24 protein-coding genes, 1 other RNA gene and 1 pseudogene are annotated in these 23,363 nt (G+C 64.8%); 10 read left to right on the top strand and 16 right to left on the bottom strand.

The features are described from left to right. Positions 1-67: 67 nt before the first annotated feature. Both RAD10_RS01605 and RAD10_RS01600 read left to right on the top strand, forming a co-directional pair. Positions 68-580: a TIGR02281 family clan AA aspartic protease gene (locus tag RAD10_RS01605; protein WP_461616059.1), complete on the top strand. Its 513-nt coding sequence runs from the start codon at positions 68-70 to the stop codon at positions 578-580. Positions 581-770: 190 nt separating this feature from the next. Next, positions 771-2,270, top strand: a complete 1,500-nt coding sequence (locus tag RAD10_RS01600; RefSeq protein WP_461616058.1) for a phosphomannomutase/phosphoglucomutase — start codon at positions 771-773, stop codon at positions 2,268-2,270. A gap of 161 nt (positions 2,271-2,431) precedes the next feature. Here RAD10_RS01600 and RAD10_RS01595 read toward each other — a convergent pair whose 3' ends face one another. From RAD10_RS01595 to RAD10_RS01555, 9 genes are all read right to left on the bottom strand, one after another. Further along, a complete protein-coding gene (locus RAD10_RS01595) occupies positions 2,432-2,941 on the bottom strand; it encodes an Lrp/AsnC family transcriptional regulator (protein WP_018320799.1) in 510 nt (169 codons plus the stop codon). A 97-nt stretch (positions 2,942-3,038) separates the two neighbouring features. After that, positions 3,039-3,962 carry a sugar kinase gene (locus RAD10_RS01590; protein ID WP_461616057.1) on the bottom strand — a complete coding sequence of 308 codons (924 nt, stop codon included), beginning with the start codon at positions 3,960-3,962 and terminating at the stop codon, positions 3,039-3,041. A gap of 6 nt (positions 3,963-3,968) precedes the next feature. Continuing rightward, positions 3,969-4,907, bottom strand: a complete 939-nt coding sequence (gene nudC, locus RAD10_RS01585; RefSeq protein ID WP_461616056.1) for an NAD(+) diphosphatase — start codon at positions 4,905-4,907, stop codon at positions 3,969-3,971. Between the two features lie 10 nt (positions 4,908-4,917). Next, positions 4,918-5,337 carry an HIT domain-containing protein gene (locus RAD10_RS01580; RefSeq protein WP_028140850.1) on the bottom strand — a complete coding sequence of 140 codons (420 nt, stop codon included), beginning with the start codon at positions 5,335-5,337 and terminating at the stop codon, positions 4,918-4,920. A 170-nt stretch (positions 5,338-5,507) separates the two neighbouring features. Next, positions 5,508-6,635 (bottom strand): muconate cycloisomerase family protein, encoded by a 1,128-nt coding sequence (locus tag RAD10_RS01575; RefSeq protein ID WP_461616055.1) that lies wholly within the window; start codon positions 6,633-6,635, stop codon positions 5,508-5,510. Then, positions 6,632-7,387, bottom strand: a complete 756-nt coding sequence (locus tag RAD10_RS01570; protein WP_461616054.1) for an SDR family NAD(P)-dependent oxidoreductase — start codon at positions 7,385-7,387, stop codon at positions 6,632-6,634. Before RAD10_RS01570 ends, RAD10_RS01575 begins: the two co-directional genes overlap by 4 nt. Beyond that, positions 7,387-8,181 (bottom strand): amino acid ABC transporter ATP-binding protein, encoded by a 795-nt coding sequence (locus RAD10_RS01565; protein WP_461616053.1) that lies wholly within the window; start codon positions 8,179-8,181, stop codon positions 7,387-7,389. Before RAD10_RS01565 ends, RAD10_RS01570 begins: the two co-directional genes overlap by 1 nt. After that, complete coding sequence (locus RAD10_RS01560; RefSeq protein ID WP_183259364.1) at positions 8,178-8,840, bottom strand: amino acid ABC transporter permease; 663 nt, start codon at positions 8,838-8,840, stop codon at positions 8,178-8,180. The genes RAD10_RS01565 and RAD10_RS01560 overlap by 4 nt, the downstream gene beginning before the upstream one ends. A gap of 215 nt (positions 8,841-9,055) precedes the next feature. After that, a complete protein-coding gene (locus RAD10_RS01555; RefSeq protein ID WP_461616052.1) occupies positions 9,056-9,901 on the bottom strand; it encodes a transporter substrate-binding domain-containing protein in 846 nt (281 codons plus the stop codon). A gap of 182 nt (positions 9,902-10,083) precedes the next feature. Here RAD10_RS01555 and ffs point away from each other — a divergent pair. The 5 genes from ffs to RAD10_RS01530 all read left to right on the top strand — a co-directional run bounded on the left by ffs (position 10,084) and on the right by RAD10_RS01530 (position 13,515). Beyond that, an RNA gene (gene ffs / locus RAD10_RS01550) (signal recognition particle sRNA small type) lies at positions 10,084-10,180 on the top strand. A 95-nt stretch (positions 10,181-10,275) separates the two neighbouring features. Next, entirely contained in the window at positions 10,276-12,096 is a 1,821-nt protein-coding gene (locus tag RAD10_RS01545) for a DNA polymerase III subunit gamma/tau (RefSeq protein ID WP_461616051.1), read from the top strand. A 29-nt stretch (positions 12,097-12,125) separates the two neighbouring features. Beyond that, entirely contained in the window at positions 12,126-12,446 is a 321-nt protein-coding gene (locus RAD10_RS01540) for a YbaB/EbfC family nucleoid-associated protein (protein ID WP_461616050.1), read from the top strand. 1 nt (position 12,447) lies between these two features. After that, positions 12,448-13,050, top strand: a complete 603-nt coding sequence (gene recR, locus RAD10_RS01535; protein WP_018320788.1) for a recombination mediator RecR — start codon at positions 12,448-12,450, stop codon at positions 13,048-13,050. A gap of 27 nt (positions 13,051-13,077) precedes the next feature. Then, positions 13,078-13,515, top strand: a complete 438-nt coding sequence (locus tag RAD10_RS01530; protein WP_018320787.1) for a hypothetical protein — start codon at positions 13,078-13,080, stop codon at positions 13,513-13,515. A 134-nt stretch (positions 13,516-13,649) separates the two neighbouring features. Here the strand turns inward: RAD10_RS01530 and RAD10_RS01525 are convergent, their stop codons facing one another. From RAD10_RS01525 to RAD10_RS01515, 3 genes and pseudogenes are all read right to left on the bottom strand, one after another. Further along, positions 13,650-15,014 carry an AmpG family muropeptide MFS transporter gene (locus RAD10_RS01525; RefSeq protein WP_091955439.1) on the bottom strand — a complete coding sequence of 455 codons (1,365 nt, stop codon included), beginning with the start codon at positions 15,012-15,014 and terminating at the stop codon, positions 13,650-13,652. Positions 15,015-15,213: 199 nt separating this feature from the next. Beyond that, a pseudogene (locus RAD10_RS01520) lies at positions 15,214-15,516 on the bottom strand (GIY-YIG nuclease family protein). 88 nt (positions 15,517-15,604) lie between these two features. After that, a complete protein-coding gene (locus RAD10_RS01515) occupies positions 15,605-16,801 on the bottom strand; it encodes a DNA recombination protein RmuC (RefSeq protein WP_461616049.1) in 1,197 nt (398 codons plus the stop codon). A 171-nt stretch (positions 16,802-16,972) separates the two neighbouring features. Between RAD10_RS01515 and def the strand changes: the two genes are divergently transcribed. From def to truA, 3 genes are all read left to right on the top strand, one after another. Then, positions 16,973-17,497 (top strand): peptide deformylase, encoded by a 525-nt coding sequence (gene def, locus RAD10_RS01510; protein WP_461616048.1) that lies wholly within the window; start codon positions 16,973-16,975, stop codon positions 17,495-17,497. Between the two features lie 142 nt (positions 17,498-17,639). Next, entirely contained in the window at positions 17,640-18,575 is a 936-nt protein-coding gene (gene fmt / locus RAD10_RS01505) for a methionyl-tRNA formyltransferase (protein WP_461616047.1), read from the top strand. A gap of 114 nt (positions 18,576-18,689) precedes the next feature. Continuing rightward, positions 18,690-19,427 carry a tRNA pseudouridine(38-40) synthase TruA gene (truA, locus tag RAD10_RS01500; RefSeq protein ID WP_461616046.1) on the top strand — a complete coding sequence of 246 codons (738 nt, stop codon included), beginning with the start codon at positions 18,690-18,692 and terminating at the stop codon, positions 19,425-19,427. A gap of 176 nt (positions 19,428-19,603) precedes the next feature. On the opposite strand, the gene dapE is transcribed toward truA, so the two are convergent. The 4 genes from dapE to RAD10_RS01480 all read right to left on the bottom strand — a co-directional run bounded on the left by dapE (position 19,604) and on the right by RAD10_RS01480 (position 23,349). Beyond that, positions 19,604-20,770 (bottom strand): succinyl-diaminopimelate desuccinylase, encoded by a 1,167-nt coding sequence (gene dapE, locus RAD10_RS01495; protein WP_461616045.1) that lies wholly within the window; start codon positions 20,768-20,770, stop codon positions 19,604-19,606. Next, the gene (locus RAD10_RS01490; RefSeq protein ID WP_461616044.1) at positions 20,767-21,420 is read right to left on the bottom strand and encodes a DUF805 domain-containing protein; all 654 of its coding nucleotides are present in this window, start codon (positions 21,418-21,420) and stop codon (positions 20,767-20,769) included. The genes dapE and RAD10_RS01490 overlap by 4 nt, the downstream gene beginning before the upstream one ends. Before the next feature lie 155 nt (positions 21,421-21,575). After that, positions 21,576-22,421: a 2,3,4,5-tetrahydropyridine-2,6-dicarboxylate N-succinyltransferase gene (dapD, locus tag RAD10_RS01485; protein WP_028140835.1), complete on the bottom strand. Its 846-nt coding sequence runs from the start codon at positions 22,419-22,421 to the stop codon at positions 21,576-21,578. A gap of 235 nt (positions 22,422-22,656) precedes the next feature. Further along, a complete protein-coding gene (locus RAD10_RS01480; protein WP_461616043.1) occupies positions 22,657-23,349 on the bottom strand; it encodes a pyrimidine 5'-nucleotidase in 693 nt (230 codons plus the stop codon). Positions 23,350-23,363: the final 14 nt, after the last annotated feature.

Below are 23,363 nucleotides of genomic sequence, written 5' to 3'. Positions count from 1 at the left end.
CGCAGCAATGCTCGCGGCTTGGCGTGTCGCGTGGTGAAGTCGAGCTTTCCGGCTCGGAAGTGGTGTGATGCGTAACATTATGATCGTCGCAGCCGTCATGATCGGCCTTGGCACCTTCATGGCGCAGATGGCGGACAAGATGAGCTCCGCCTCCGCAACCTCGGTGCCGCGCACCGCGGTCGCCGTCGCGGCAACCGCGCCTGCCGGGGGGCGCAGCGTCGCAATTTCTCGCGATGGCCGCGGTCATTTCCAGACAGAAGGCAGGATCGACGGCCAGCGCATCGGCTTCATGCTCGACACCGGCGCCTCCGTGGTTGCGCTGAATGAGACCTCGGCGGCCCGCTTTGGTCTGCGTCCCTCGCGCAGCGATTACAACGCCACCGTCTCCACCGCCAACGGCACCATCAAGGCCGCGCGCACCCGCATCGCCATGCTCGAGGTCGGCGGTCTCGTCGTGCGCGACGTCGATGCCATGGTGCTGCCCGACGAGGCGCTATCGGAGAACCTGCTCGGCCTCTCCTTCCTCTCCCGCCTGAAGCGCTTCGAATATTCCAACGGCCAGATGGTGCTGGAGCAATAAGCGGAGCCTTTCGCGATCAAGCGCCGTCCATTTCAAGATAGCTATTTGCCTCGACCGCCTCTGCGGTAACGTTTCTTCGTTACCAAACTGCCGCAATTATCGGCCATAAGCCTTCATTCCCGCCTTCCGCTGCGGCCTGGCATTCGCTAAGGCTGCATCAATTCCTGCCCTTTTTCACGAGACCGTCTCAATGTTCCCCAAGCCGAAATCCGTATTGCTGCCCAACACCTACGCCTTCGAATCCGAGCCGATGGTGAAGCCCACGGGCTTTCGCGAATACGACGCGCGCTGGTTGTTCCAGAAGGAAATCAACCTGATGGGTGTGCAGGCGCTCGGCATGGGGCTGGGCGCGCTGATCGCCGAGCTCGGCGTGAAGCAGGAGATCGTTACTGGCCACGATTTCCGTGGCTATTCGGCCTCGATCAAATACGCGCTGATCTCCGGTCTGATGGCGGCGGGCTGCAAGGTGCATGACATCGGCCTTGCCGTGACGCCGATGGCCTATTTCGCGCAGTTCGACCTCGACGTGCCCTGCTGCGCGATGGTGACCGCCTCGCACAACGACAATGGCTGGACCGGCGTGAAGATGGGCGCCAACCGTCCGCTGACCTTCGGTCCCGACGAGATGACGCGGCTGAAGGAGATCGTTCTGAACGCGGAGTTCAAGAACAAGGCCGGCGGCTCCTACCAGTTCCACGAGAACTACCCGGCGCGCTACATCGCCGACCTCACCTCTCGTCCGAAGCTGACGCGCAAGCTCAAGGTGGTCGCGGCCTGCGGCAACGGCACCGCCGGCGCCTTCGCGCCGCAGGTGCTGGAGGCGATCGGCTGCGAGGTGATCCCGCTCGACACCGAGCTCGACCACACCTTCCCGAAATACAATCCAAACCCCGAAGACATGGAGATGTTGCACGCGATCCGCGATGCGGTGCTGCATCACAAGGCCGATGTCGGCCTCGGCTTCGACGGCGACGGCGATCGCTGCGGCGTCGTCGACAATACCGGCGAGGAGATCTTTGCCGACAAGGTCGGCGTGATGCTGGCGCGCGATATGTCGGCGATCCACAAGGACGCGCAGTTCATCGTCGACGTGAAATCGACCGGCCTGTTCGTCACCGATCCGGTGCTGCAGAAGCAGGGCGCGAAGGTCGCCTATTGGAAGACCGGCCATTCCTACATGAAGCGCCGCACCAACGAGACCGGCGCGCTGGCGGGCTTCGAGAAGTCCGGCCACTTCTTCTTCAACAAGCCCTATGGACGCGGCTATGACGACGGCCTGGTGTCGGCGCTCGCGATCTGCGACATGCTCGACCGCGCGCCGGGCAAGTCGATGGCGGACCTGAAGAACGCACTGCCGAAGACATGGTCGTCGCCGACCATGTCGCCACATTGCGCCGACGAGACCAAATACGGCGTCATCGACCAGGTGGTGAAGCATTTCGAGGGCTTGCAGGCCAAGGGTGCCAAGATCGGGGGACAGTCGATCCGCGATCTCGTCACGGTCAACGGCGTGCGCGTCACGGTCGAGGACGGTAGCTGGGGCCTGGTGCGCGCCTCCTCGAACAAGCCCGAGCTCGTCGTCGTGGTCGAGAGCCCGGTCTCCGAGCAGCGCATGCACGACATGTTCGAGATGGTGAACAGCGTGCTGCGCACGCATCCCGAGGTCGGCGAGTACAATCAGAAGATTTGAGGTTGCTTGAGTGAGGCACGATCCATGCCTCTCTCTCCGCTGTCATTCCCCGCGAAAGCGGAGAATCCAGTACGCCGCAGCTTCTCCGTATCCGATCACGGTCTCTGGAATACTGGATCGCCCGGTTAAACCGGGCGATGACAGTTTTCGTGTGGTAGTTGCTACGCCGCCACCACCGCCGGGATCGGCAGCGCCGTCACCGACTTGATCTTCTCCATCGCGAAGCGCGAGGTGACGTTCTTCAGCGGCACGGCGCTGATCAGCTTCTTGTAGAACACGTCATAGGCCTGCATGTCCGCGACCACGACGCGCAGCATGTAGTCGACGTCGCCGGCCATGCGATAGAACTCCATCACCTCGGGCATGGCGCTGACGGCTTCGGCGAATTTCTTGAGCCAGGCGTCGGAATGATCGGAGCTTTCCACCGAGACGAACACGGAGATGCCGAGCCCGATCTTGTTCTGGTCGACCAGGGCCACCCGCTTCAGGATCACGCCGTCGGCCTCCAGGCGCTGGATGCGCTTCCAGCAGGGGGTCGAGGACAGGCCGACGCGGTCGCCGATCTCGGCGACGGACAGGGAGGCATCCTCCTGCAGGACCATCAGAATCTTGCGGTCGATGGCATCGAGGCGGCGGCTGGTCTCGGGGATCTGGACGGCAACGTCGGTCATTTGAAGAACTTTGTTCCATTTAAGGGGCTGATTTCCCTGATATAGAGAAAATCTTTCCCCAGCAAGCCTATAATCTCGGCTCATCCATGGAATTGCTCTAGGGCCTCCCTCGCAAAAACTCTTCAACTTCAATGCGTTGGGGTGCAGCCATGCCACCGCCGTGGCGAGTGCATTTCAGTGCTGCCGCGGCCGCGGCGAATCGCAGCGCCTGCCGCACGTCGCCGCCCTCAGCGAGGCCGAGCGCGAAGGCGCCATGAAAGACGTCGCCGGCGCCGAGCGTATCGACCGCCTGGACCGGGAAGGCCGCGGTCTCCTCCAGCTCGCCTGTCTCGTTCAGCCAGATGGTACCGAGCGGACCGCGGGTTGCGGCAAGGAAGGCGGGCGTCAGCCTGGCCAGGCGTCGCAACGCCTTGCCGTCGTCGGCGATACCGGCGGTCTCCTGCACCTGCTCGCTGGCGAACAGCAGATGCGAGGCGGCGGTCAGCAGCCCGTCCTGCAACGACATCGCGCGATCGACACCGACGATGACGGGAATGCCGCGTCGCCGGGCCTCGGCGCAGAGATCAACGCAGAATGAGGCACAACGGCTTTCGACGAGGACGGCGCGGCAATCGGCCAGCAATTCGTCGGCATTGGGCAGCTTCACGCTCCACAGGCCGGGATCGCGATAGATCGTGAGGGTCCGTTCGCCAGAGGGCTCGATCATGATCGCCGACACCGGCGTGGTCACATCAGGCATGCGCACGATGCGCGTAGTGTTGATGCCCTCCTGCGCCATCTGTTCAAGGATGAAGCCGCTCGATGTCTCACGCGCATCGCCCATGGGACCTGCGAAAAAGACGCGGCCACCAAGTCGCGCAATCGCGATCGCGGCATTGAGCGCGTTGCCGCCGCAGATCTCGGCGAGATGGCTGGCGTTGGCCTTGCTGCCGCGCGTCGGCACGGCCTCGACCCGAAAGATGAGGTCGCGCACGGGAATGCCGATGCAGAGGATTCGCGGCGCGATCCCGGATGCGGCCATCGGCGGTCAGCTCTTGTCGTGCACCCAGCGGCCGAGCAAATGATGGGCGATGGCGAAGGGATGCGGGCCGGCGAGTCCGTCCGGATGCGTTCGCGCCAGCATCAGGGCTGCCTCCTCGCGCGTGAACCAGCGCGCATCCTCCAGCTCCGAGTGATCGACGACGATGTCCTCGCTCACAGCTCGCGCGCTGCAGCCGATCATCAGCGACGACGGATAGGGCCAGGGCTGCGTCATGTAATATTGCACGTCGGTGCAGCGGATCCCGGATTCTTCCAGGATCTCGCGGCGTACCGCGTCCTCGATCGTCTCGGCGGCCTCGACGAAGCCGGCGAGGCAGGAATACATCCCTGCCGGAAACTGCTTCTGGCGGCCAAGCAGGCACTTGTCGCCGGAGGCGACGTGCATGATCACGACAGGGTCAGTCCGGGGAAAATGCTCGGCCTTGCAAGCCGGGCACTCGCGCTTCCAGCCGCCCTCCTTCATCGCGCTGCGAGAGCCGCAATTGGCGCAATAGCCGTGCCGCTGGTGCCAGCCGACCATCGACTTCGCCATCGCGATCGCCGACAGCTCGTCGGGGGGAATCGCGCCCTGCATCGCCATGCCGCGCAGCTCGGTCACGGTGTAGTCCTCGCGTCCGACCAGCTTCTCGGCCGCGGCCTGCGACAGGCCCATGCCGAACATCGCGGCGCCGTCCCGCAGCCCCAGGAAGATCGTGCCGGGATTGGCGCCGCACTTCAGCGCCTCGTCGATCGAGAGCAGCGCGCGAATCTTGTCGCCCTCGCGCTTGACCAGGAGCGAGTCGCGGTAAACGACATAGGCGCGCGAGGAGGGCTTCTGCTCCATCGCGAACAGCTTTTGGTCGTCGCGGCGCAGATGCGCGGCGCGATCGAGGATGTTGGTGACGAAGGCCGGCTGTCCCAGCGGAAATGCGTTGAATGCTGACATTATCGTTCTTTCAACCCAACCAGATCTTGCGGCGAAGCGCGCTGATGAAATTCTGAACCTCTGCGGCGTCATGCGCCAATGGCGGCATCACGCCCCAGACCGGCCGCGGCCAGGCCGCGTCACTGGTGCGGCGCGCGATGATGTGGACGTGGAGCTGCGGCACGAGGTTGCCGAGCGCCGCGACATTGAGCTTGTCGCATCTGGTGATCTCCTTCAGCGCGCGCGAGACGCGGGAGATCTCCGTCATCAGCTGCGCCTGCTGCACCTCGTCGAGATCGATGATCTCGACCGCATCAGCGCGCCGCGGCACCAGCAGCAGCCAGGGATAATGCGCGTCCTTGATGACCAGCACCTTCGACAGCGGCAGATCGCCGATGTCGATGGTGTCCTCTTTCAGGCGGGAGTGCAGCGACCAGGCGGGTTCGGGCATATGCGTTTCCGGATGGCCCGACGGGGACGGGCGTGTTGGGCACGACCATACGATAGGGAGTTAGCGAGGGGAAGGATGGCAACTGCATACTCGATCGTCGTCCCGGGTCTGCGCTTACGCTTGCCCGGGACGACGACTGAGTTTGTGGCGGCGCTTGCGGCTAAGCTGCCTCACGCCTCCGCCAGCACCCGCGCGTTGGCGCGGATCGAGGCTTCGCTGACTTGAATGCCAAGGCCGGGCCCGTCGGGCACGACGACTTGGCCGGCGCGGTTGGCGACGCGCTCTTCCAGCACGTCCTCGGTCAGCACGTGGTGCGGCATGTAGAATTCGCAGCCGAGCGAGATGCCCGGCGTCGCCGCGATCAGCTGCGTGCCGGCGGCAAGGCCAATGCCGCCTTCCCACAGCGTGCCGCCGTAGCCGGGCAGGCCGGCGATGTCGGCGATGGCCATGATCGCCTGCGCCTCGAACAGGCCGCCGGCCTTCATCAGCTTGATCGAGACCGCATCGGCGGCCTCGCGGCGCACCACCTCCATCATGTCGCGGCGGTCGAAGCAGCTTTCGTCGGCCAGCACGGGCGTTTCCAGCGCGGCGGTGAGCTGCGCCATCACGTCGAGAAACTTGCGTGGTACCGGCTGCTCGATGAAGGTCGGCGCGAACTCTTCGACATCGCGCAAAATCTTGATGGCGCCGAATGGCGCGAGTGCCTGGTTGTAGTCGACGCGCAGATCGACCTTGTCGCCGAATTCCTTTCGGATCGCTTCGAGATGGTCGAGATCCTCGCGATGCGGCTTCACGCCAGTCTTGACCTTGTAGATGACGTTGCCGTCCGGAACCATTTTTCGCATGCGCTCGAGATCGGCGGCGAAATCCGGATCGGCGATGGAGAAGGAGAGCGGAATCGTGTCGCGCACGCGGCCACCGAGCAGGTCGGCAACCGAGAGCCCCGACGATTTGCCGACGATGTCGAGCAGCGCCATCTCGATGGCGACTTTTGCTTCGGCGTGACCGACCAGCGCGCGGTCGAGCTCGGCCATCAGCGCACGAATGCGGCGCACCGGTTTGCCGAGCACGATGGGCCTTAAGTAAATATCGAGCGCGGCGAACGCGGCTTCCGGTGTTCCCGTAAAGACCTCCCACGGCGCAGCCTCGCCCCAGCCGATCACGCCGTCGCTGGACGTGAGTTCGATCAGCACGCGCTTCACCGTGCCCTTGACGTTGCCGACGCCCTGCAGGCGCGCCATCTTGATCGGGCTCTCGATCAGGAACAGCCTGAGACGTTCGACGGTTGCTTCGGTCATGTCAGGCCTCCATTGACGTGCCAGACCTGGCCGGTGACGTAGGATGCTTTTGGGGATGCCAGGAAGGCGATGATTTCGGCGACCTCTTCCGGCCGCCCGCGGCGGCGCATCGGGATCAGCGCTTCGGTCGCGGCGATCTGCTCGGGCGACAGCCGGCTCTCGCTCGGCTTGTCCTTGACGATGAGGCCCGGCGAAACCGCGTTGACGGTGATGCCGTCGCTGGCGAGCTCGATCGCGGTCAGCCTCACCAATGCTTCCAGCGCGGAACGGCTCGCGGCCGTTGCCGCGAACGGCGCGAATTCGGGCCGGATCGCATGTGCGACGAAGGAGGACACGGCGACGATCCGTGCATCATGCCCCGCGCGCAGCAGTGGGAGCGCGGCATCAACCAGACGTGTGAAGGCCAGCGCAGACTCGTCCATCGCCTGCCGGAACTGATCCGCCGGCGTGCCGATCGCGCTGCCGCGGCGGGCATGGCCGCCGACCAGGATCAATCCGTCGAGCCGACCGAAGGCGGCTTTCGCGGCGGCGATGGCGTCGATGGCCGCGCTCTCCTCGGCGAGGTCGCCAAGGCATTTTGCCGCCACGGCGCCCTTCGCTTCGACGTCCGCTGCGGTGGCTTGAAGACCTTCTGCGTTCGATCGCGTGTGGAGCAGCAGGGCGGTGCCGGGCGCAGCGAGCAGTTTTGCGGTGGCGCGGCCGATGCCGCTGGCGGCACCGGTGACGAGATAGACGCGATTGATATCGGACATCACGATGCCGTTGTGGCCGGCGGCAGCGCGCCGGTGCGGTGGAAATGGCTGAGGAAGGCGCGCGTGGCGGCTTCCCTGGGATTGTCGATCACCTGCCGCGCCGGGCCTTCCTCGACCACGACACCGTCGCGCATGAAGATGAGGCGGTCGGCGACCTCACGGGCAAAGGCGATCTCGTGGGTCACGATCACCATGGTCATGCCTTCGGAGGCCAGTTGCTGGATCACGTTCAGCACCTCGCCGACCAATTCGGGATCAAGCGCGGAGGTGGCCTCGTCGAACAGCATCACGTCAGGCTCCATCGCGAGCGCGCGGGCGATGGCGACGCGCTGCTTCTGTCCGCCGGACAGCGTCGCCGGATATTGGTCGGCCTTCTCGGCAAGGCCGACCTTGGCAAGCTGGGCGCGCGCGAGCGTCTCGGCGTCCGCCTTGGCCATGCGCCGCACCGTAACCGGTCCCTCCATCACGTTCTCAAGCGTCGTCATGTGCGGGAACAGGTTGAAATGCTGGAACACCATGCCAGTGGTGGCGCGGAATTTTGCCAGCGTCTTCACGTCGGGCAGCTTCGCACCGTCGCCGAATGCAAAGCGCGTGTCGCCGACGCGGACGCTGCCGCCATCGGGCACGACCAGCAGATTGATGCAGCGGAGCAGCGTCGACTTGCCCGAGCCTGATGGCCCGATCAGCGCCACGACACCACCCTTGGCGACGTCGAGATTGATGTTCTTCAGGACCTCATTGCTGCCGAAGCTCTTGCGCAGGCTGCGGATCTCGATTTTTGATGCCTCGCTCATTCGCTGACCGCCAATCGCTTCTCGCCGCGGCGGACGAGGATGGTGAGCGGGATCAGGATCGCCGCATAGGCGACCGCGACCGCGGTGTAGGTCTCCAGCGGCCGGTAGCTGTCATGTGCCGCGACCTGGCTCTGATAGACGAGGTCGGGCACCGCCAGAACCGAGACCAGCGAGGTGTTCTTGAACTGGATGATCGACTGGTTCATCAGCGCCGGGATCATGCGCTTGATCGCCTGCGGCAGCACGATGCGCCGCATGGTCTGGATCGGCGTCATGCCCAGCGCGGCACCGGCTTCGGACTGGCCGCGGTCGATCGAGATGATGCCGCCGCGGATGATCTCCGAATAGAACGAGCCGCCATAGAGCGAGAGCGCCAGCGCCGAGGCCGTGATCGGCGTCATCTCGACGCCGGCGAGGATCGGCAGCGCGTAATAGAACCAGATCAGCTGCACCAGGATCGGCGTGCAGCGGAACGCTTCGATGAAGGTGAGCGCGAGAAGACGCAACGCCCTGAAGCGCGACAGGGTGCCGAACGCCCCGAACAGGCCGAACAGCAGCCCGCACACGACGATGACCACGGTGAAGCCGACGGTGACGCCCAGCCCGTTGAGAAACAGCCAGCGATAGCTCCAGAGGATGCCGAAGTCCCACTGATACATTTTTTTCCGGACCTCAGTCGCGGGATGACTTGGTAAGCTCGAGCCGCGTGCTCGGTGCACCTCTCCCGCTTGCGGGAGAGGTCGGCGCGAAGCGCCGGGTGAGGGTTCTCTCCTCTTGGGGAGTCTCCCCAGAGGAGACACCCTCACCCCAACCCTCTCCCGCAGGCGGGAGAGGGAGCGCAGCGAGAATGCCGATGCAGCAACGCTCAATCACCTTACAACGAAACGCCCGGCGGAATGTCCGCTTCGGTCACGCCCACCAGTTCCATGTTGGTGATGATCGCGTTGCGGATGAAGCCGAGGCCCTTGTTGAAGTCGATCCAGGTGTTGACGTAATCGCGCCAGGTCTTGTCGGTCTCGCGGCGGAAGCCGGCATTCGAGGTCGTTGCGAAGATCGGCGTCGGCAGCACGAGCTGGCCGAGCGAGGGGTTCTTCTTCAGCACGGTCAGCGACAGCATGGTGATCAGGCACTGCGCATCGACGCGGCCGGTCTGCAGCGCGGCGGTGGCGTCGTCCGCCGTCTTCAGCCGCGTGATCTGCGCCTTCGGTGTCAGGCGGCTGACGACCTGATCGTGCGAGGAGCCCTGGTCGACCGCGATCTTGATGTCGGGCGAGTTCAGTTCGGCCCAGCTCTTCGGCTTGAAGTCCTTCTTGCAGAGGATGGCGAAGGCGTTGTTGAAGACCGGCACCGAGAAGTCGACCACCAGCGCGCGCTTCGGGGTCGGGTTGAGGCCGAAGAAGATGTCGATCTTGTTGGCCTGCAGGTCGAGCACCGAATTGCCCCAGGTCGTCTCGGTGATCTCGAGCTCGGCCTCCATGTCGTCGGCGAGCCCCTTGGCGATGTCGATGTAGAAGCCCTTCCACTGACCGCTGGAGAGATCCTTCATGTAATAGGGCGCGCCGCCGCCGACCGCGCCGATCCGCATCTTCTTGGTGCGGCGGATGCGGGCGAAGGTCGATTCGTTCGGATCGGCGGTCTGGGCCACGACCGGCGAAGCCAGCGCGGCCGCGGCCATCGCGCCAAGTCCGACAATCGATGCAACATCACGACGTGTAACCATTGGGATCAATCGCTTTTCTGGTTGGGACAGGTTCCGGCAGGTTCATACCAAGGCAGCACCATCAGTGAAAGCACAGCCTATCGGCTGGGCAGATCGGGATTTGCCCGGATGCTGGGCAGGCGCCGTCAATCAAGGGCGATAGCCGCTTGCTTTCCGCCCCTTTTGGCCCCAAATAGGGACCGGGAGATTGGCGGTGGACGAGCCACTCGCCAACCGGGTCAGGTCCGGAAGGAAGCAGCCCTAACGAGGTCCGGATCGGGTCGCTCGTCAGTCTCCTACCTGTTTTTCGAGCGAACCAGCGCCGGCGGCACCAGCCGCCAGCGCGCTCCTTTCCGCAAAAGCCGGCCAAGAGACATTTCATTGCGGATCGACCGATGACCGACGCTGGCGCCCCTTCCAACCCCGATAGCGCCGGCCGGGCTGGCAACGCGCCCTACCGGGTGCTGGCGCGCAAATACCGTCCCTCCAGTTTTGACGATCTGATCGGCCAGGAAGCGGTGGTCCGCACCGTCTCCAATGCGTTCGAGACCGGGCGGATTCCGCAGGCCTGGATCCTCACCGGCGTCCGCGGTGTCGGCAAGACCACCACCGCGCGCATCCTGGCCCGTGCACTCAACTACGAGATGCCTGATGGTTCGGTGAAGGGCCCGACCATCCACATGCCGACCCTGGGCGTGCATTGCCAGGCGATCATGGAGAGCCGGCACATGGACGTGCTGGAGATGGACGCGGCCTCGCACACTGGCGTTGACGACGTCCGCCAGATCAATGACAGCGTGCGCTACGCGCCGGCCAGTGCGCGCTACAAGGTCTACATCATCGACGAAGTCCACATGCTGTCGACGGCGGCGTTCAACGCTTTCCTGAAGACGCTGGAGGAACCGCCGGAGCACGCCAAATTCGTGTTCGCGACGACCGAGATCCGCAAGGTTCCCGTCACCGTGCTGTCGCGCTGCCAGCGTTTCGACCTGCGCCGGGTCGAGGCCGACGTGCTGATGAAGCACCTCGCCAATATCGCCGCGAAGGAAAGCGTCGAGATCGAGCCCGAGGCGCTCGGCATCATCGCGCGCGCCGCCGAAGGCTCGGTGCGTGATTCGCTGTCGCTGCTCGACCAGGCGATCGCGCATGCGGCAGGCACCGTGAAGGCTGACGCCGTCAGGCAGATGCTGGGGCTCGCCGATCGCACCCGCGTCATTGACCTCTTCGATTCGCTGGCGCGCGGCGACATCGCCGCCGCCTTCAAGGAGTTCCGCGACCAGTACGACGTCGGCGCCGATCCCATCGTCGTGCTCTCGGACCTCGCCGAATTCGTCAATTTTGTTACCCGCGTGAAGGTCATTCCGGCGATTGCCGACAACGTCGCCTATGGCGAGACCGAGCGCGTGCGTGCGAAGGATTTCGCCTCAAAGATCTCGATGCGCGTGCTGTCGCGGATGTGGCAGATGCTGCTCAAGGGCATCGCCGAGGTGCAGGCCGCGACGCGCCCGGCTGCGGCCGCCGAGATGGTGCTGGTGCGCATCGCCTATGTCGCCGACCTGCCGACGCCGGACGAAGCGATCAGGATGCTGGAGCAGAACGGCGGCGGCTCGCCGGTCGCGAGCGGCGGCGGTGCTGCACGCAGCGTACCGGCCGCGCCGACGGCCTCCGCAGCGCCTGTTCGCATGCCGACCTCGTCGCCGCCTTCGTTTGGCGGTGGTGGAGCGCGGCCGCAGATGGCCGCACCTGCGCCGGATCCGCAAGGCGCCGCGCCGGCGTTGCGCATCACGAGCTTCACCCAGCTCGTCGCGCTGGCCGGGCAGAAGCGCGACATCATGACCAAGAGCGCGCTCGAAGGCGACATGCGCCTCGTCCGCTTCGAGGAGGGCCGGCTGGAGGTCGCGCTCGAGCCGAACGCCTCCAAGACCATGATCTCAGAGCTCGCGAAGAAATTCGAGCTGTGGACCGGCCGCCGCTGGACGGTGATCGTCTCCAATGAGCAGGGCCAGCCGACGCTGCGCTCGGTGAACCAGGCGGCGAAGCAGGAGCATGCCCGTACCGCGGAGGCCGATCCGCGCGTGCGGGAGGTGCTGTCGCGTTTCCCCGGCGCGAAGGTTGTCGAGGTCCGCAGGCTTGCCCCCGAGACGCCGGAAGCCAATATAAACGCTGACTATGGCAGTGACGATCCGCCCGACGGTTCCGACGGCGACGATCTCTGAGCCCATCTTTATTCCAAGGACGAGCACCGATGGCTGATTTTCTCGGCATGATGAAGCAGGCGGCGCAGCTGCAATCCAAGATGCAGGAGATGCAGGAGCAGCTGGCCAACGTGGAAGTCGAGGGCATCTCCGGCGGCGGCCTCGTCGCCGTGCGCATGACCGCGAAGATGGACGTGAAGGGCATCAAGATCGATCCTTCGCTGATGAAGCCGGAAGAGCGCGAAGTACTCGAGGATCTGCTCGTCACCGCGCTCGGTGATGCGCGCCGCAAGGCGGAGACCGCGATGCAGGATAAGATGCAGTCGCTGACCGGCGGTCTCGGCCTGCCGCCGGGGTTGTTCGGCCAGTAAGATGGGCGCGGTTGCAGGTCCCGAAATCGAGCGGCTGGTGCAGCTTCTCGCGCGGCTGCCGGGCCTCGGTCCGCGCTCGGCGCGGCGCGCGGCGCTGCATCTGATCAAGAAGCGCGAAGCGCTGATGATGCCGCTGGCCTCGGCCATGCAGGTCGCGCTCGACAAGGTCCAGGTCTGCAAGACCTGCGGCAACATCGATACGCAAAATCCCTGCACCGTCTGCACCGATCCCAAGCGCGATGACGCCATCATCGTTGTCGTCGCCGACGTCGCCGATCTCTGGGCGTTGGAGCGCGCCAATGCGACCCAGGGTCGCTATCATGTGCTGGGCGCGACATTGTCGCCGCTCGACGGCGTCGGCCCGCAGGATCTGACCATCGACGCGCTGGTCGCGCGCGCGCATGATTCTCGGGTGCACGAAATCATCCTGGCGCTGAATGCGACGGTGGACGGCCAGACCACGGCGCACTACATCACCGATCTGCTCCAGGACGCCAACGTAAAAGTAACCCGGCTGGCCCATGGTGTGCCTGTCGGTGGCGAGCTTGATTATCTCGATGAAGGTACGCTATCGGCCGCGATGCGGCAGCGTACCCTATTCTAGCCATCCAGACTTTACGGAACGGACGACATGACGAAACTTTTCGCCACACGCTTGGCTTTGGTCGCGACGATGATGCTGCTGGCGAGCCCGGCCATCTCCGCGCAGCAGGACGACGGGGCGCCGCCGCCGTCCAAGCCCGGCAAGCCGATCAACGCCGGCGAGGTGTTGTCCGGCGAGTTGAACGCCTTGAAAGTGCGCGACGTCAAGAATGCCGGCAAGCGGGTTGCGACCTACCAGATCACGTCCGAGCCGCGCCGCCTGCCGCCGCCGAACGGGCTGTGCAATCTCGAGACCGGGCCCGAGACCTTCCAGCTCGTTCCGAGCGGCGATGCGCAAGCCGCGCAGCTGAAGACGTTCGTCGGCAAGGAAATCTCGGTCAAGGTCGACGAAGTCGCCTGCGCCAGCGATCCCGGCCAGATGAGCGAAGCCGTGATCACGAAGTGGAGCCTGATCAAGAAGCAGTAGGGGCGGCGAGGCGAGATGCCGTAGGGTGGGCAAAGCGAAGCGTGCCCACCACCTGTTTCTAATTCATGGCGCGATGGTGGGCACGGCGCGTCGCGCCTTTGCCCACCCTACGAGACCTTCAAACTGCGAGACCATCACACCCGGACCGGCCCCAGCGCCTCGAAATGCCCACGCTTCTGCAAGTACGCCAGCAGCACCAGGCTCGGGATCGCCACAAGCACGCAGATCACGAAGAACAGCGGCCAGCCGGTCGTGTCCGCGACATAGCCCGCACTCGACGACAGATAGGTCCGCCCCACCGCCGCGAGCGCGGTGAGCAGCGCATATTGCGTCGCCGTGTGCAGCGGGTTCTGGCAGAGCGCCGAGAGGTAGGCCACGAAGATCACGGTGCCGATGGCGCTGGTGAAGTTCTCGGCGCAGATCGCGAGCGCCAGCGCCCATTGATTGGTGCCGACCACTGCGAGCCAGGCAAAGGACAAATTGGCCAGCGCCTGCACCACGCCACCGATCCAGAGCGACATTGCCAGCGGATAGCGCCGCGCGACGAAACCACCGGCAAACCCGCCGATCAGGGTCGCGGCGAGGCCGACGCCCTTCACGATCGCCGCATAGTCGTTGCGGGTGAAGCCGAGGTCGATCACGAACGGCGCCGTCATCGTGCCCGAGAAGGCATCGGTGAACTTGAACAGAACGACGAAGGCGAGCGCGGCGAGTGCGTCCTTGCGCGACAGGAATTCGGAGAACGCGCCGATCGCCGCGCTCAACACACGCGCAAATGCGGTCTCGGTTTGTGTCGCAGCTTCCGCCTGTGCGGATTGCGCCGGCTCGGTCGCGGCCAGCGCGGTGATCGTGCCAATCAGCACCATCGCGGCCATCACCACATAGCCCCACATCCACGCCGAGGTGCGGGGTATGCCGGTGCCTTCGAAGCCCGAGACGATGAACAACGCGCCCGCGGTCGAGACCAGCATTCCGATGCGGTAGGCCGCAACGTAAGCCGCCATACCGGCCGCCTGCTCGCTCTCCGGCAGGCTCTCGACGCGGAAGGCGTCGACCACGATGTCCTGCGTCGACGACGTCGTCGCCACCAGCAGCGCGCCCAGCGCGACGTAGAACGGCGAGCTGGCCGGGTCGGTCATCGCCAGCAGCAGGATCGCGACGATCAGCAGCAGCTGCGAAAACACCAGCCAGCCGCGCCGCCGCCCGAACGCCCGGGTGAACAGCGGCACATGCAGCGCATCCACCAGCGGGGCCCACAAGAATTTCAGCGTGTAGGGCGTGCCGACCAGCGCGAACAGCCCGATGGTCTTCAGATCGACCCCGGCCTCGCGCATCCACACCAGCAGCGTCGAGCCCGACAACGCCAGCGGCAGGCCGGAGGAGAAGCCGAGAAACAGCACGATCAGCACCCGCGGCTGCAGGTAAACGGCAAGACTGTCGCGCCAGGAGGCGGCGGGGGCGGAGGTCGCGGCGGGGGAGGTCGCGTCGGGAGCGGTCATGGGGCGGTGTTAGCAGATTCTGGGGGGAAAGACTCGTGGTAGCCGATGAGGCGGAAGAGCCCTCAAAATCCTCGGTGTCATCGTCCGCGAAGGCGGACGATCCAGTAAACACCAGCGCCCCGGTTCAATCCCACCCGCCGCGGCGTACTGGATACCCCGCCTTCGCGGGGTATGACAGAGTGGCGAAGGCGTGGCACCATCATGGTGGCCCGGCTATCTCGTGATAAAGATCATCCCAATTCGGGTTCTGCTGCTCGATCAACCGAACCTTTCAGGCCCTGTTCCACTTTTTCAACCGCTTTTCCCGCTTGATCGCATTCTCGGGGTCATCGAACTGCTCGAAGTAGACCGGCCTCACGACGCCGTAGTCTGTCGTGAAGCTCTCGATGACCTGCAGCTTGTGTTGTGCGACCCGGCGGATGAGATCGTTGGTGACGCCAATGTAGAGCGTTCCGCCAATCTTGCTGGCGAGAATGTAAACGTAGTAGCAGCGAGGGCTCATCTGCCGCCTCTGGGATACTGGATCGCCCGGTCAAGCCGGGCGACGACAGTGAAATTGGGCTGGCAGCGTACCTGATCTCAGAAGAGAATCACTCCCCCGCCTGGAGCTTCCTCGGGAACAGCTCACCCGCGCCCGTCGCCACCAGCCGCGGCCCTTCCGCATCGCTCTTGCTGAAATCGAGCTCCTCGATGCGTCCTGCGCGCTTCTCGATCTTGTCGGCGGAGATCAGGATCTGGCGGACGTCCTCGTTCGCGTCGGAAAAGTGTTTCTGCAATTTGACCACGCGATCCCTGAGGCGTCCCAGATCGTCGCCGAGCTTGATCACTTCAGTCTGAATCTGGTCGGCGGCATCGCGCATGCGGGCGTCCTTCATGATCTGCTGCATCACCTGGATCGCGAGCATCAGCAACGAGGGCGACACCAGCACGACGCGGGCGCGATAGGCCTTCTGGATCACGTCGTCGAAACCGTCGTGGATTTCCGCGTAGACCGATTCCGACGGCACGAACATCAGCGCCATCTCCTGGGTCTCGCCGGTGACGAGGTATTTTTCCGCGATGTCGCTGACATGCTTCATCACGTCGCCGCGCAGCCGCTGCGTGGCAACGCGCCGCTCCTCGTCGGTGCGGGCGTCGTGCAACGCCGTCATCGCCTCCAGCGGAAATTTCGCGTCGATGCAGAGCGGGCGCTGGTCGGGCAGGAACACGACGCAGTCCGGCCGCTTGCCGGTCGAGAGCGTGAACTGGAACTCATAGGCGCCCTTCGGCAAGCCGTCCTGGACGATCGCCTCCATCCGCGCCTGGCCGAAGGCGCCGCGCGACTGCTTGTTGGCGAGCACGTCGCGCAGGGTCGTCACCTGGGTGGTGAGATCGGTGAGGTTCTTGTGGGCGCTGTCGATGATGCCGAGCCGCTCGTGCAGCGCGCGCAGGCTTTCCATGGTGTTGCGGGTCGAGTGCTCCATCGATTGGCCGACGCGATGGGTTACCGAATCGAGCCGCTCGTTGACCGCGCGCGCCATCTCGGCCTGGCGTCCGGCCAGCGCCTGGGTCATGGCGTCGACCCTCCCGGAGGATTCGCTCTGGGCGCGCAGCACCTCGCTGAGGCGCTCCTCGAGTTCGTCGGCCCGGATCGCATGCGCCATCGCGAGTTCCGCGCCGCGCCGGCCCGAGCGGCCGATCACGACGGCGATTACCACCAGGAGGATGAGGACGAGGGCGCCGAAGCCGATCAGCGCATGGATCGTGCGCACCGGCCAGTCGCCCAACATGAAAATGATCTCGTTCATTCCGCCCTTCTAGCCGATTCGCTGGACTCCCGCGAACGAAGAGGGAACGGCGGCGGTTAACGACCCCCTAATTTTTATGGTTAACGAAAGCTGAAGTTTTATGGTTAGCGAGGGGTTAACGAGGTTCCTCTCCGCATTGACCGCATCCGGCATGGGGCTTAAATCGCGGCTATGGCCCTCAGAGAAATCATCATCCTGCCCGACAAGCAGCTGCGTCTGGTCTCCAAGCCGATCGAGAAGGTCACGCCGGAGATCCGCAAGCTTGCCGACGACATGTTCGAGACCATGTACGACGCGCCCGGCATTGGCCTCGCCGCGATCCAGATCGCGCAGCCGCTGCGGCTGATCACCATGGACCTCGCCAAGCGCGACGAGAACGGCGAGACCGCGCCGCTGCCGCGCGTCTTCATCAATCCCGAGATCGTCGCCTCGTCCGAGGAACTGTCGGTTTACGAGGAAGGCTGCCTCTCGATCCCCGAATATTACGAGGAGGTCGAGCGCCCTGCGAAGGTGCGCGTGCGCTTCACCGATCTCGACGGCAAGGTGCACGAGGAGGACGCCGAAGGCCTCTATGCCACCTGCATCCAGCACGAGATCGACCACCTCAACGGCGTCCTGTTCGTCGACTATCTGTCGAAGCTCAAGCGCGACCGCGTGATGAAGAAGTTCGAGAAAGCTGCCAAGCGCGCGGAGTGAGTAGAGCTCGGCTCTCTCACGTCGTCATGGCCGGGCTTGACCCGGCCATCCACGCCTTGCTTGCTTTGTCGCCAAGACCATGGATGCCCGGGACAAGCCCGGGGCATGACGGGGAATCAGAACTCTCACCGAACGCAGCCACATGCCCCTCCGCCTGATCTTCATGGGCACGCCCGATTTCTCCGTGCCGACGCTGCTCGAGCTGGTCGCGCATGGCCACGAGATCGTCGCCGTCTACACCCGCGCGCCGAAGCCCGGCGGGCGGCGCGGCCTGCAATTGCAGCCAACCCCGGTCGAAGAGGCCGCGCGAAAGCTCGGCATTCCCGTGCTGACGCCGAAGACGCTGAAGACCCAGGAGGCACTCGACGAGTTCAGCGCGTTCGACGCCGATGCCGCCGTGGTCGTCGCCTACGGCATGATCCTGCCGCAGGCGATCCTCGATGCGCCAAAACTCGGCTGCTACAATCTGCACGCCTCGCTGCTGCCGCGCTGGCGCGGCGCGGCGCCGATCAACCGCGCCATCATGGAGGGCGATGCCGAGAGCGGCGTGATGGTGATGAAGATGGATGTCGGTCTCGACACCGGCGACGTCGCCATGGCCGAGCGCCTCGCGATCACGGACAACATGACTGCGCTCGATTTGCACGATCGTCTCTCCCGCCTCGGTGCCGATCTCATGGTGCGGGCGATGGCCGCGCTCGCCCGCGATGGGCTTCGGCTCAAGAAGCAGAGCGAGGACGGCGTCACCTACGCCGCCAAGATCGACAAGGCCGAGGCGCGCATCGACTGGACCAGGCCTGCGCGCGCCGTGCTGCGCCACATCCACGGCCTGTCGCCATTCCCCGGCGCCTGGGCCGAGCTTGCCGGCGTCAGCGAGAATGCGCGCGTCAAGATCCTGCGGTGTGAATTGGCAAAGGGGTCGGGCGCGCCGGGCGAGGTGCTCGATGACAAGCTCACCATCGCCTGCAGCGAGGGCGCCATCCGCATCATCGAGCTTCAGCGCGAGGGCAAGGGCCGGATGCAGGCCGCGGACTTCCTGCGCGGCGTGCCGTTGAAGGCGGGAGCGAGGTTCACCTAGTCAACTCGTCATACGCGGGCTTGACCCGCGTATCCATCTTCTAACAAAACTCTTTCCCAGGCGATGGATTGCCGGGTCAAGCCCGGCAATGACGTCGGATAGAGCTGGATTGAGATGCCCCGCTACAAGCTCACCATCGAGTATGACGGCGCGCCGTTTTTCGGCTGGCAGGTGCAGGACACGCTGCCTTCGGTGCAGGGCGCGCTGGAGGCGGCCGTGAAGGCGATGACCGGCGCGGATTTGCGCGTGCATGGCGCCGGGCGCACCGATGCGGGAGTGCATGCGCGCGGCCAGGTCGCGCATGTCGACATCGACAAGCAGTTTCCGCCGGGCCGGTTTCGCGACGGGCTCAACGCGCATCTGCGCCCGCATCCGATCGCGGTGCTGGAGGCGGAGATCGTGCCTGACGCGTTCGAAGCGCGCTTCTCCGCGGTGAAGCGCCACTACCGCTACCGCGTCATCAACACCCGCGCCAACCTCGCGCTCGACATCGGCCACGCCTGGCGCGTGCCGCGCCGGCTCGATGCCGATGCGATGCATGCGGCGGCACAGCGTCTGCTCGGCAAGCACGATTTCACCACGTTCCGCGACACCGAATGCCAGGCCAAATCGCCGGAGAAGACGCTCGACCAGCTCGACGTGCTGCGTGACGGCCGCGAGATCACCATTGTCACCTCGGCGCGCTCCTTCCTGCACAGCCAGGTCCGCTCGATGGTGGGATCGTTGGTCTGGGTCGGCGAAGGCCGCTGGACCGCCGATGATCTCTCCGCAGCGTTGGAGGCGCGCAACCGCGCCGCCTGCGGCATCGTCGCCCCGCCGGACGGGCTGTATCTGATGAAGGTGGATTATTAGAGGTGTGAGAGCGCAGAGACCGCGCGCTCTCTCCACACCCTCGGTGTCATGCCCCGGCTTGACCGGGGCATCCAGTACGCCGCGGCCTTTCGGTTCGATCACTATCGTCTCTGGAATACTGGATCGCCTGGTCCTAGTGCGCAATTGCGCACTGGCCGGGCGATGACAGCGGAGTGTTAGGCAAAATACCTTGTCAAAATCCCGCGATAGACCTGAGTCAATTTCTCCAGATCCTTAACCGGCACGCGCTCGTCGACCTGGTGCATGGTCTGGCCGACCAGCCCGAATTCGATCACCGGGCAATAACTCGAGATGAACCGCGCGTCCGACGTGCCGCCTGACGTCGACAGCTCGGGCTTCCGCCCCGTCACCTCCTCGATCGCGGACACTGCGAGATCGGTGAAAGGGCCGGGCTTGGTGACGAACACGTTGGAGTTCGAGGGCTCCCAGACGATGCGGGCCTTGATGCGGTTGCCGCAGGCTTTTGTCAGCCGCGTCTCGACCAGCTCGCGCAAGGAGGCCTGGGTGTGGTTGTCGTTGTAGCGGATATTGAACTTGGCGCGGGCCTCGCCGGGGATGACGTTGTTGGCTTTATTCCCGACGTCGACAGAGGTGAACTCGAGATTGGAGGCCTGGAATTGCGCGCTGCCATGGTCGAGCGGCTCGTCGGAGATCGCCACGATCAGCCTGGAGATGTCAGGCACCGGATTGGAAGCGCGATGCGGATAGGCGACGTGGCCCTGCACGCCGTCGACATAAAGCGTGCCGGATTGCGAGCCGCGGCGGCCGACCTTGATGGTGTCGCCGAGGGTCTCGACATTGGAGGGCTCTCCCAGCACGCAATGGTCGAACTTTTCGCCGCGCTCGGCCGTCCATTTCAACAGCTTGATGGTGCCGTTGATGGAGACGTCTTCCTCGTCGCCCGTAATCAGGAACGAGATCGAGCCCTTTCCGTCGTTGCGCGGCTTGCCGTCATTGGCGGCGAGATGCTCCAGCACCGCGGCGACCGAGCAGGCGATGCCGCCCTTCATGTCGACAGCGCCGCGGCCGTGCAGGACGCCGTCCTTCACCTCTCCGGAGAACGCACCGACGCTCCAAGCGCTCTCGTCACCGGGCGGCACCACGTCGGTATGGCCGGCAAAGGTGATGTGCGGGCCTTCGGTGCCGATCCGCGCATAGAGATTGTCGACGTCGGCGGTGCCGGGCTCGCTGAACGTCACGCGGCGGCAGGCGAAGCCGGCGGCGGTGAGGGCTTTTTCGAGCACCCCGAGCGCACCGGCATCTTCAGGGGTTACCGAGGGGCAGCGGATCAGATCGCGGGCAATGGAGAGAGCATCGGTCATGCGCCCCGCTTAACATGCATGCCGCCGGGTGGGCTAGCACGGGGCGGGACAATTTCGATCTCGCGGCTCTGGTCCCAGCTTTTCGCAGGGGAGGCGGCGGATGCCGAACTGTCCTCGATATCGAGGAGCGGATCAGGGCCGAACCGGTTGTGGCCCGAGGTGCCGGACCGGCAGAACATTTCGACGAGGCCCCACAGCCACAGCAGTGCGGCAGTCAGGTTGAGCGAAAATATCCAGCTTGATTTGGGCAGCAGGTCCGCGAACTGGCTGAACAGGCCGGGCAGGAAGAAGAACGGAACGATCCACCAGCCGCTCTTGTCGCGGTCATGGAGTCGCTTGATCGCCGTCGCGAGATAGATCCAGAAGAACAGCGCCATGCCGGACGCCTTGAGGATCGAGCCCGCGAGATCGGCTGATGCCAGCGCGTGGGAGACGCGGGGGTCGACCAGCTTGAAGAGGCCGTCGAGACCGAAGTCGAAATCGAGCTCAATTCCGAGCTTCAGGGTGGACCTCGTCCCTCCGGCGATCCCGATGACTTGACCGGCAATCTCCAGCAAGCCCGCCAGCAGCGCGACGATCAGCAGCGCCTGCCACAGCAACGCGCGGTTGATGCGACCGTCGAAGCGGAACAGATACCAGGTCCAGTCCATGCGAACGGCTCCGGGCGGGAGGAGCCGCCCGAGGATTGGTCGCGATGGAGAAAGCGTGGGTTCGATGAGGTACCAAACCCGTCGCCCTTCGAGGGCCGCCGAACGGGGCGGCCGCCTCAGGGTGACGGTCAGAAAGCGGGGCTTATGGCCTCAACTCAATCCCGCAGCAGCTCGTTGATGCTGGTCTTGGAGCGCGTGCGCTCGTCGACGCGCTTGACGATGACGGCGCAAGCGGTGCTCGGGCCGATCTGGCCGTTCTTCATCGGCTTGCCGGGCAGCGCGCCGGGCACCACGACGGAATATTCGGGCACTTCGCCGATGAAGACCTCGCCGGTCTCGCGATCGACGATCTTGGTCGAGGCGCCCAGGAACACGCCCATCGCCAGCACCGCGCCCTTGCGCACGATCACGCCTTCGGCGACCTCGGAGCGCGCGCCGATGAAGCAATCGTCCTCGACGATCACGGGCTCGGCCTGCAGCGGCTCGAGCACGCCGCCGATGCCGGCGCCGCCGGAGATGTGCACGCGCTTGCCGATCTGGGCGCAGGAGCCGACGGTGGCCCAGGTGTCGACCATGGTGCTCTCATCGACATAGGCGCCGAGATTGACGAAGGACGGCATCAGCACGACGTTCTTGGCGATGAAGGCCGAGCGGCGCACCACCGAGCCGGGCACGGCACGGAAACCGGCGTCGCGAAAACGGTTCTCGCCCCAGCCTTCGAACTTCGAGGGCACCTTGTCCCACCAGGTCGCCTTGCCGGATCCGCCGGGAATGACGCCCATGTCGTTGAGGCGGAACGACAGCAGCACGGCCTTCTTCAGCCACTGATTGACCTTCCACTTGCCGTCGCTGCCGCGCTCGGCAACGCGCGCCTCGCCCTTGTCCAGAATCTCCAGTGCCTGGTCCACGGCCTCGCGCACCTCGCCCTTGGTCGAGGTCGAGATGCCGTCGCGCGCGTCAAAGGCGCTGTTGATGGTGGATTCGAGGGCTTGGAGGGACATCGGGATTTCCTCTGGGGAAGGCGTGGTTTCGTGTGAATTGGAGCGCTTTTTCGGGATTTGGAGCGGGAGAGTCAAGGCATACTCAGCTGTCGTCCCGGGGCGCGCGAAGCGCGAGCCCGGGACCCATAGCCACAGGCAGTCGTTTGGCGAGGACTCGGAGTTATCGATCTCGCGCCACAACCACTCCCTGTGGTTATGGGTCCCGGGCTCGCTTCGCGCCCCGGGACGACAGCGGTTATTTGGGCGACAACCCCGCCAAAAAGCCGGTCAGATCATCCGTGACGTGGTCGACATGGGCGGCATCCCGGCCTTCCAGTTCCCAGTCCTCCCGCACCACCTCCTTCGTTCCGTCCGGCACCACCAGTACGGTCGTCATGCCGAGCTGGTGGGGGACGGTGAGGTTGCGGGCGAGGTCCTCGAACATCGCGGCTCTGGTCGGATCGACCGCGTGGTCGGCGAGGAATTTCTGATAGGTCTGCGCCGCCGGCTTCGGCTCGAATTGGGCGGCGATGATGTCGAACACGCCGTCGAAATGCGTTGCTAGGCCGAGACGCGCCAGCACCGCATCGACATGGTCGACCGAGCCATTGGTCAGGATCAGCTTGCGCCCCGATAATTTTGCGATGGCTTCGCCGAGCGCCGGGTTCGGCTCCAGCGGCGAATGGTCGATCTTGTGGACATAGGCGAGATAGTCGTCGGCGGAAACGCCGTGCAGGGTCATCATGCCGCGCATCGTGGTGCCGAAGCGCAGGTAATAATCCTTCTGGAGTTTTCGCGCCTCCGCCGGCGTCACCTGCAGCCAGCTGGACACGAACTCTGTGATCCGCACATCGACCTGCTGCCACAGATTGACGTGATGCGGGTAGAGCGTGTTGTCGAGGTCGAACACCCAGGTGTCGACATGGGCAAAGGTGCGGGGAGATTTCATCACAGCTCTTTCGA

It is taken from the genome of Bradyrhizobium sp. 23AC (genome assembly GCF_054863025.1).
The sequence above is the reverse complement of the archived record's forward strand: the minus strand, read 5'-3'. Positions and strand labels throughout refer to the sequence as shown.

What these genes read in the sequence shown, in the direction of transcription:
- RAD10_RS01575 (WP_461616055.1), bottom strand. Translation starts at nt 6,635, where the DNA reads ATGACCGAAGCAACCGTCGAACGTCTCAGGCTGTTCCTGATCGAGAGC.
- RAD10_RS01565 (WP_461616053.1), bottom strand. Translation starts at nt 8,181, where the DNA reads ATGAGCGAGGCATCAAAAATCGAGATCCGCAGCCTGCGCAAGAGCTTC.
- nudC (WP_461616056.1), bottom strand. Translation starts at nt 4,907, where the DNA reads ATGTCAGCATTCAACGCATTTCCGCTGGGACAGCCGGCCTTCGTCACC.
- RAD10_RS01590 (WP_461616057.1), bottom strand. Translation starts at nt 3,962, where the DNA reads ATGGCCGCATCCGGGATCGCGCCGCGAATCCTCTGCATCGGCATTCCC.
- RAD10_RS01555 (WP_461616052.1), bottom strand. Translation starts at nt 9,901, where the DNA reads ATGGTTACACGTCGTGATGTTGCATCGATTGTCGGACTTGGCGCGATG.
- RAD10_RS01480 (WP_461616043.1), bottom strand. Translation starts at nt 23,349, where the DNA reads ATGAAATCTCCCCGCACCTTTGCCCATGTCGACACCTGGGTGTTCGAC.
- RAD10_RS01545 (WP_461616051.1), top strand. Translation starts at nt 10,276, where the DNA reads ATGACCGACGCTGGCGCCCCTTCCAACCCCGATAGCGCCGGCCGGGCT.
- RAD10_RS01525 (WP_091955439.1), bottom strand. Translation starts at nt 15,014, where the DNA reads ATGACCGCTCCCGACGCGACCTCCCCCGCCGCGACCTCCGCCCCCGCC.
- RAD10_RS01530 (WP_018320787.1), top strand. Translation starts at nt 13,078, where the DNA reads ATGACGAAACTTTTCGCCACACGCTTGGCTTTGGTCGCGACGATGATG.
- truA (WP_461616046.1), top strand. Translation starts at nt 18,690, where the DNA reads ATGCCCCGCTACAAGCTCACCATCGAGTATGACGGCGCGCCGTTTTTC.
- RAD10_RS01595 (WP_018320799.1), bottom strand. Translation starts at nt 2,941, where the DNA reads ATGACCGACGTTGCCGTCCAGATCCCCGAGACCAGCCGCCGCCTCGAT.
- dapE (WP_461616045.1), bottom strand. Translation starts at nt 20,770, where the DNA reads ATGACCGATGCTCTCTCCATTGCCCGCGATCTGATCCGCTGCCCCTCG.
- RAD10_RS01600 (WP_461616058.1), top strand. Translation starts at nt 771, where the DNA reads ATGTTCCCCAAGCCGAAATCCGTATTGCTGCCCAACACCTACGCCTTC.
- RAD10_RS01605 (WP_461616059.1), top strand. Translation starts at nt 68, where the DNA reads ATGCGTAACATTATGATCGTCGCAGCCGTCATGATCGGCCTTGGCACC.
- RAD10_RS01560 (WP_183259364.1), bottom strand. Translation starts at nt 8,840, where the DNA reads ATGTATCAGTGGGACTTCGGCATCCTCTGGAGCTATCGCTGGCTGTTT.
- RAD10_RS01515 (WP_461616049.1), bottom strand. Translation starts at nt 16,801, where the DNA reads ATGAACGAGATCATTTTCATGTTGGGCGACTGGCCGGTGCGCACGATC.
- fmt (WP_461616047.1), top strand. Translation starts at nt 17,640, where the DNA reads ATGCCCCTCCGCCTGATCTTCATGGGCACGCCCGATTTCTCCGTGCCG.
- RAD10_RS01540 (WP_461616050.1), top strand. Translation starts at nt 12,126, where the DNA reads ATGGCTGATTTTCTCGGCATGATGAAGCAGGCGGCGCAGCTGCAATCC.
- recR (WP_018320788.1), top strand. Translation starts at nt 12,448, where the DNA reads ATGGGCGCGGTTGCAGGTCCCGAAATCGAGCGGCTGGTGCAGCTTCTC.
- def (WP_461616048.1), top strand. Translation starts at nt 16,973, where the DNA reads ATGGCCCTCAGAGAAATCATCATCCTGCCCGACAAGCAGCTGCGTCTG.
- RAD10_RS01580 (WP_028140850.1), bottom strand. Translation starts at nt 5,337, where the DNA reads ATGCCCGAACCCGCCTGGTCGCTGCACTCCCGCCTGAAAGAGGACACC.
- RAD10_RS01570 (WP_461616054.1), bottom strand. Translation starts at nt 7,387, where the DNA reads ATGTCCGATATCAATCGCGTCTATCTCGTCACCGGTGCCGCCAGCGGC.
- RAD10_RS01490 (WP_461616044.1), bottom strand. Translation starts at nt 21,420, where the DNA reads ATGGACTGGACCTGGTATCTGTTCCGCTTCGACGGTCGCATCAACCGC.
- dapD (WP_028140835.1), bottom strand. Translation starts at nt 22,421, where the DNA reads ATGTCCCTCCAAGCCCTCGAATCCACCATCAACAGCGCCTTTGACGCG.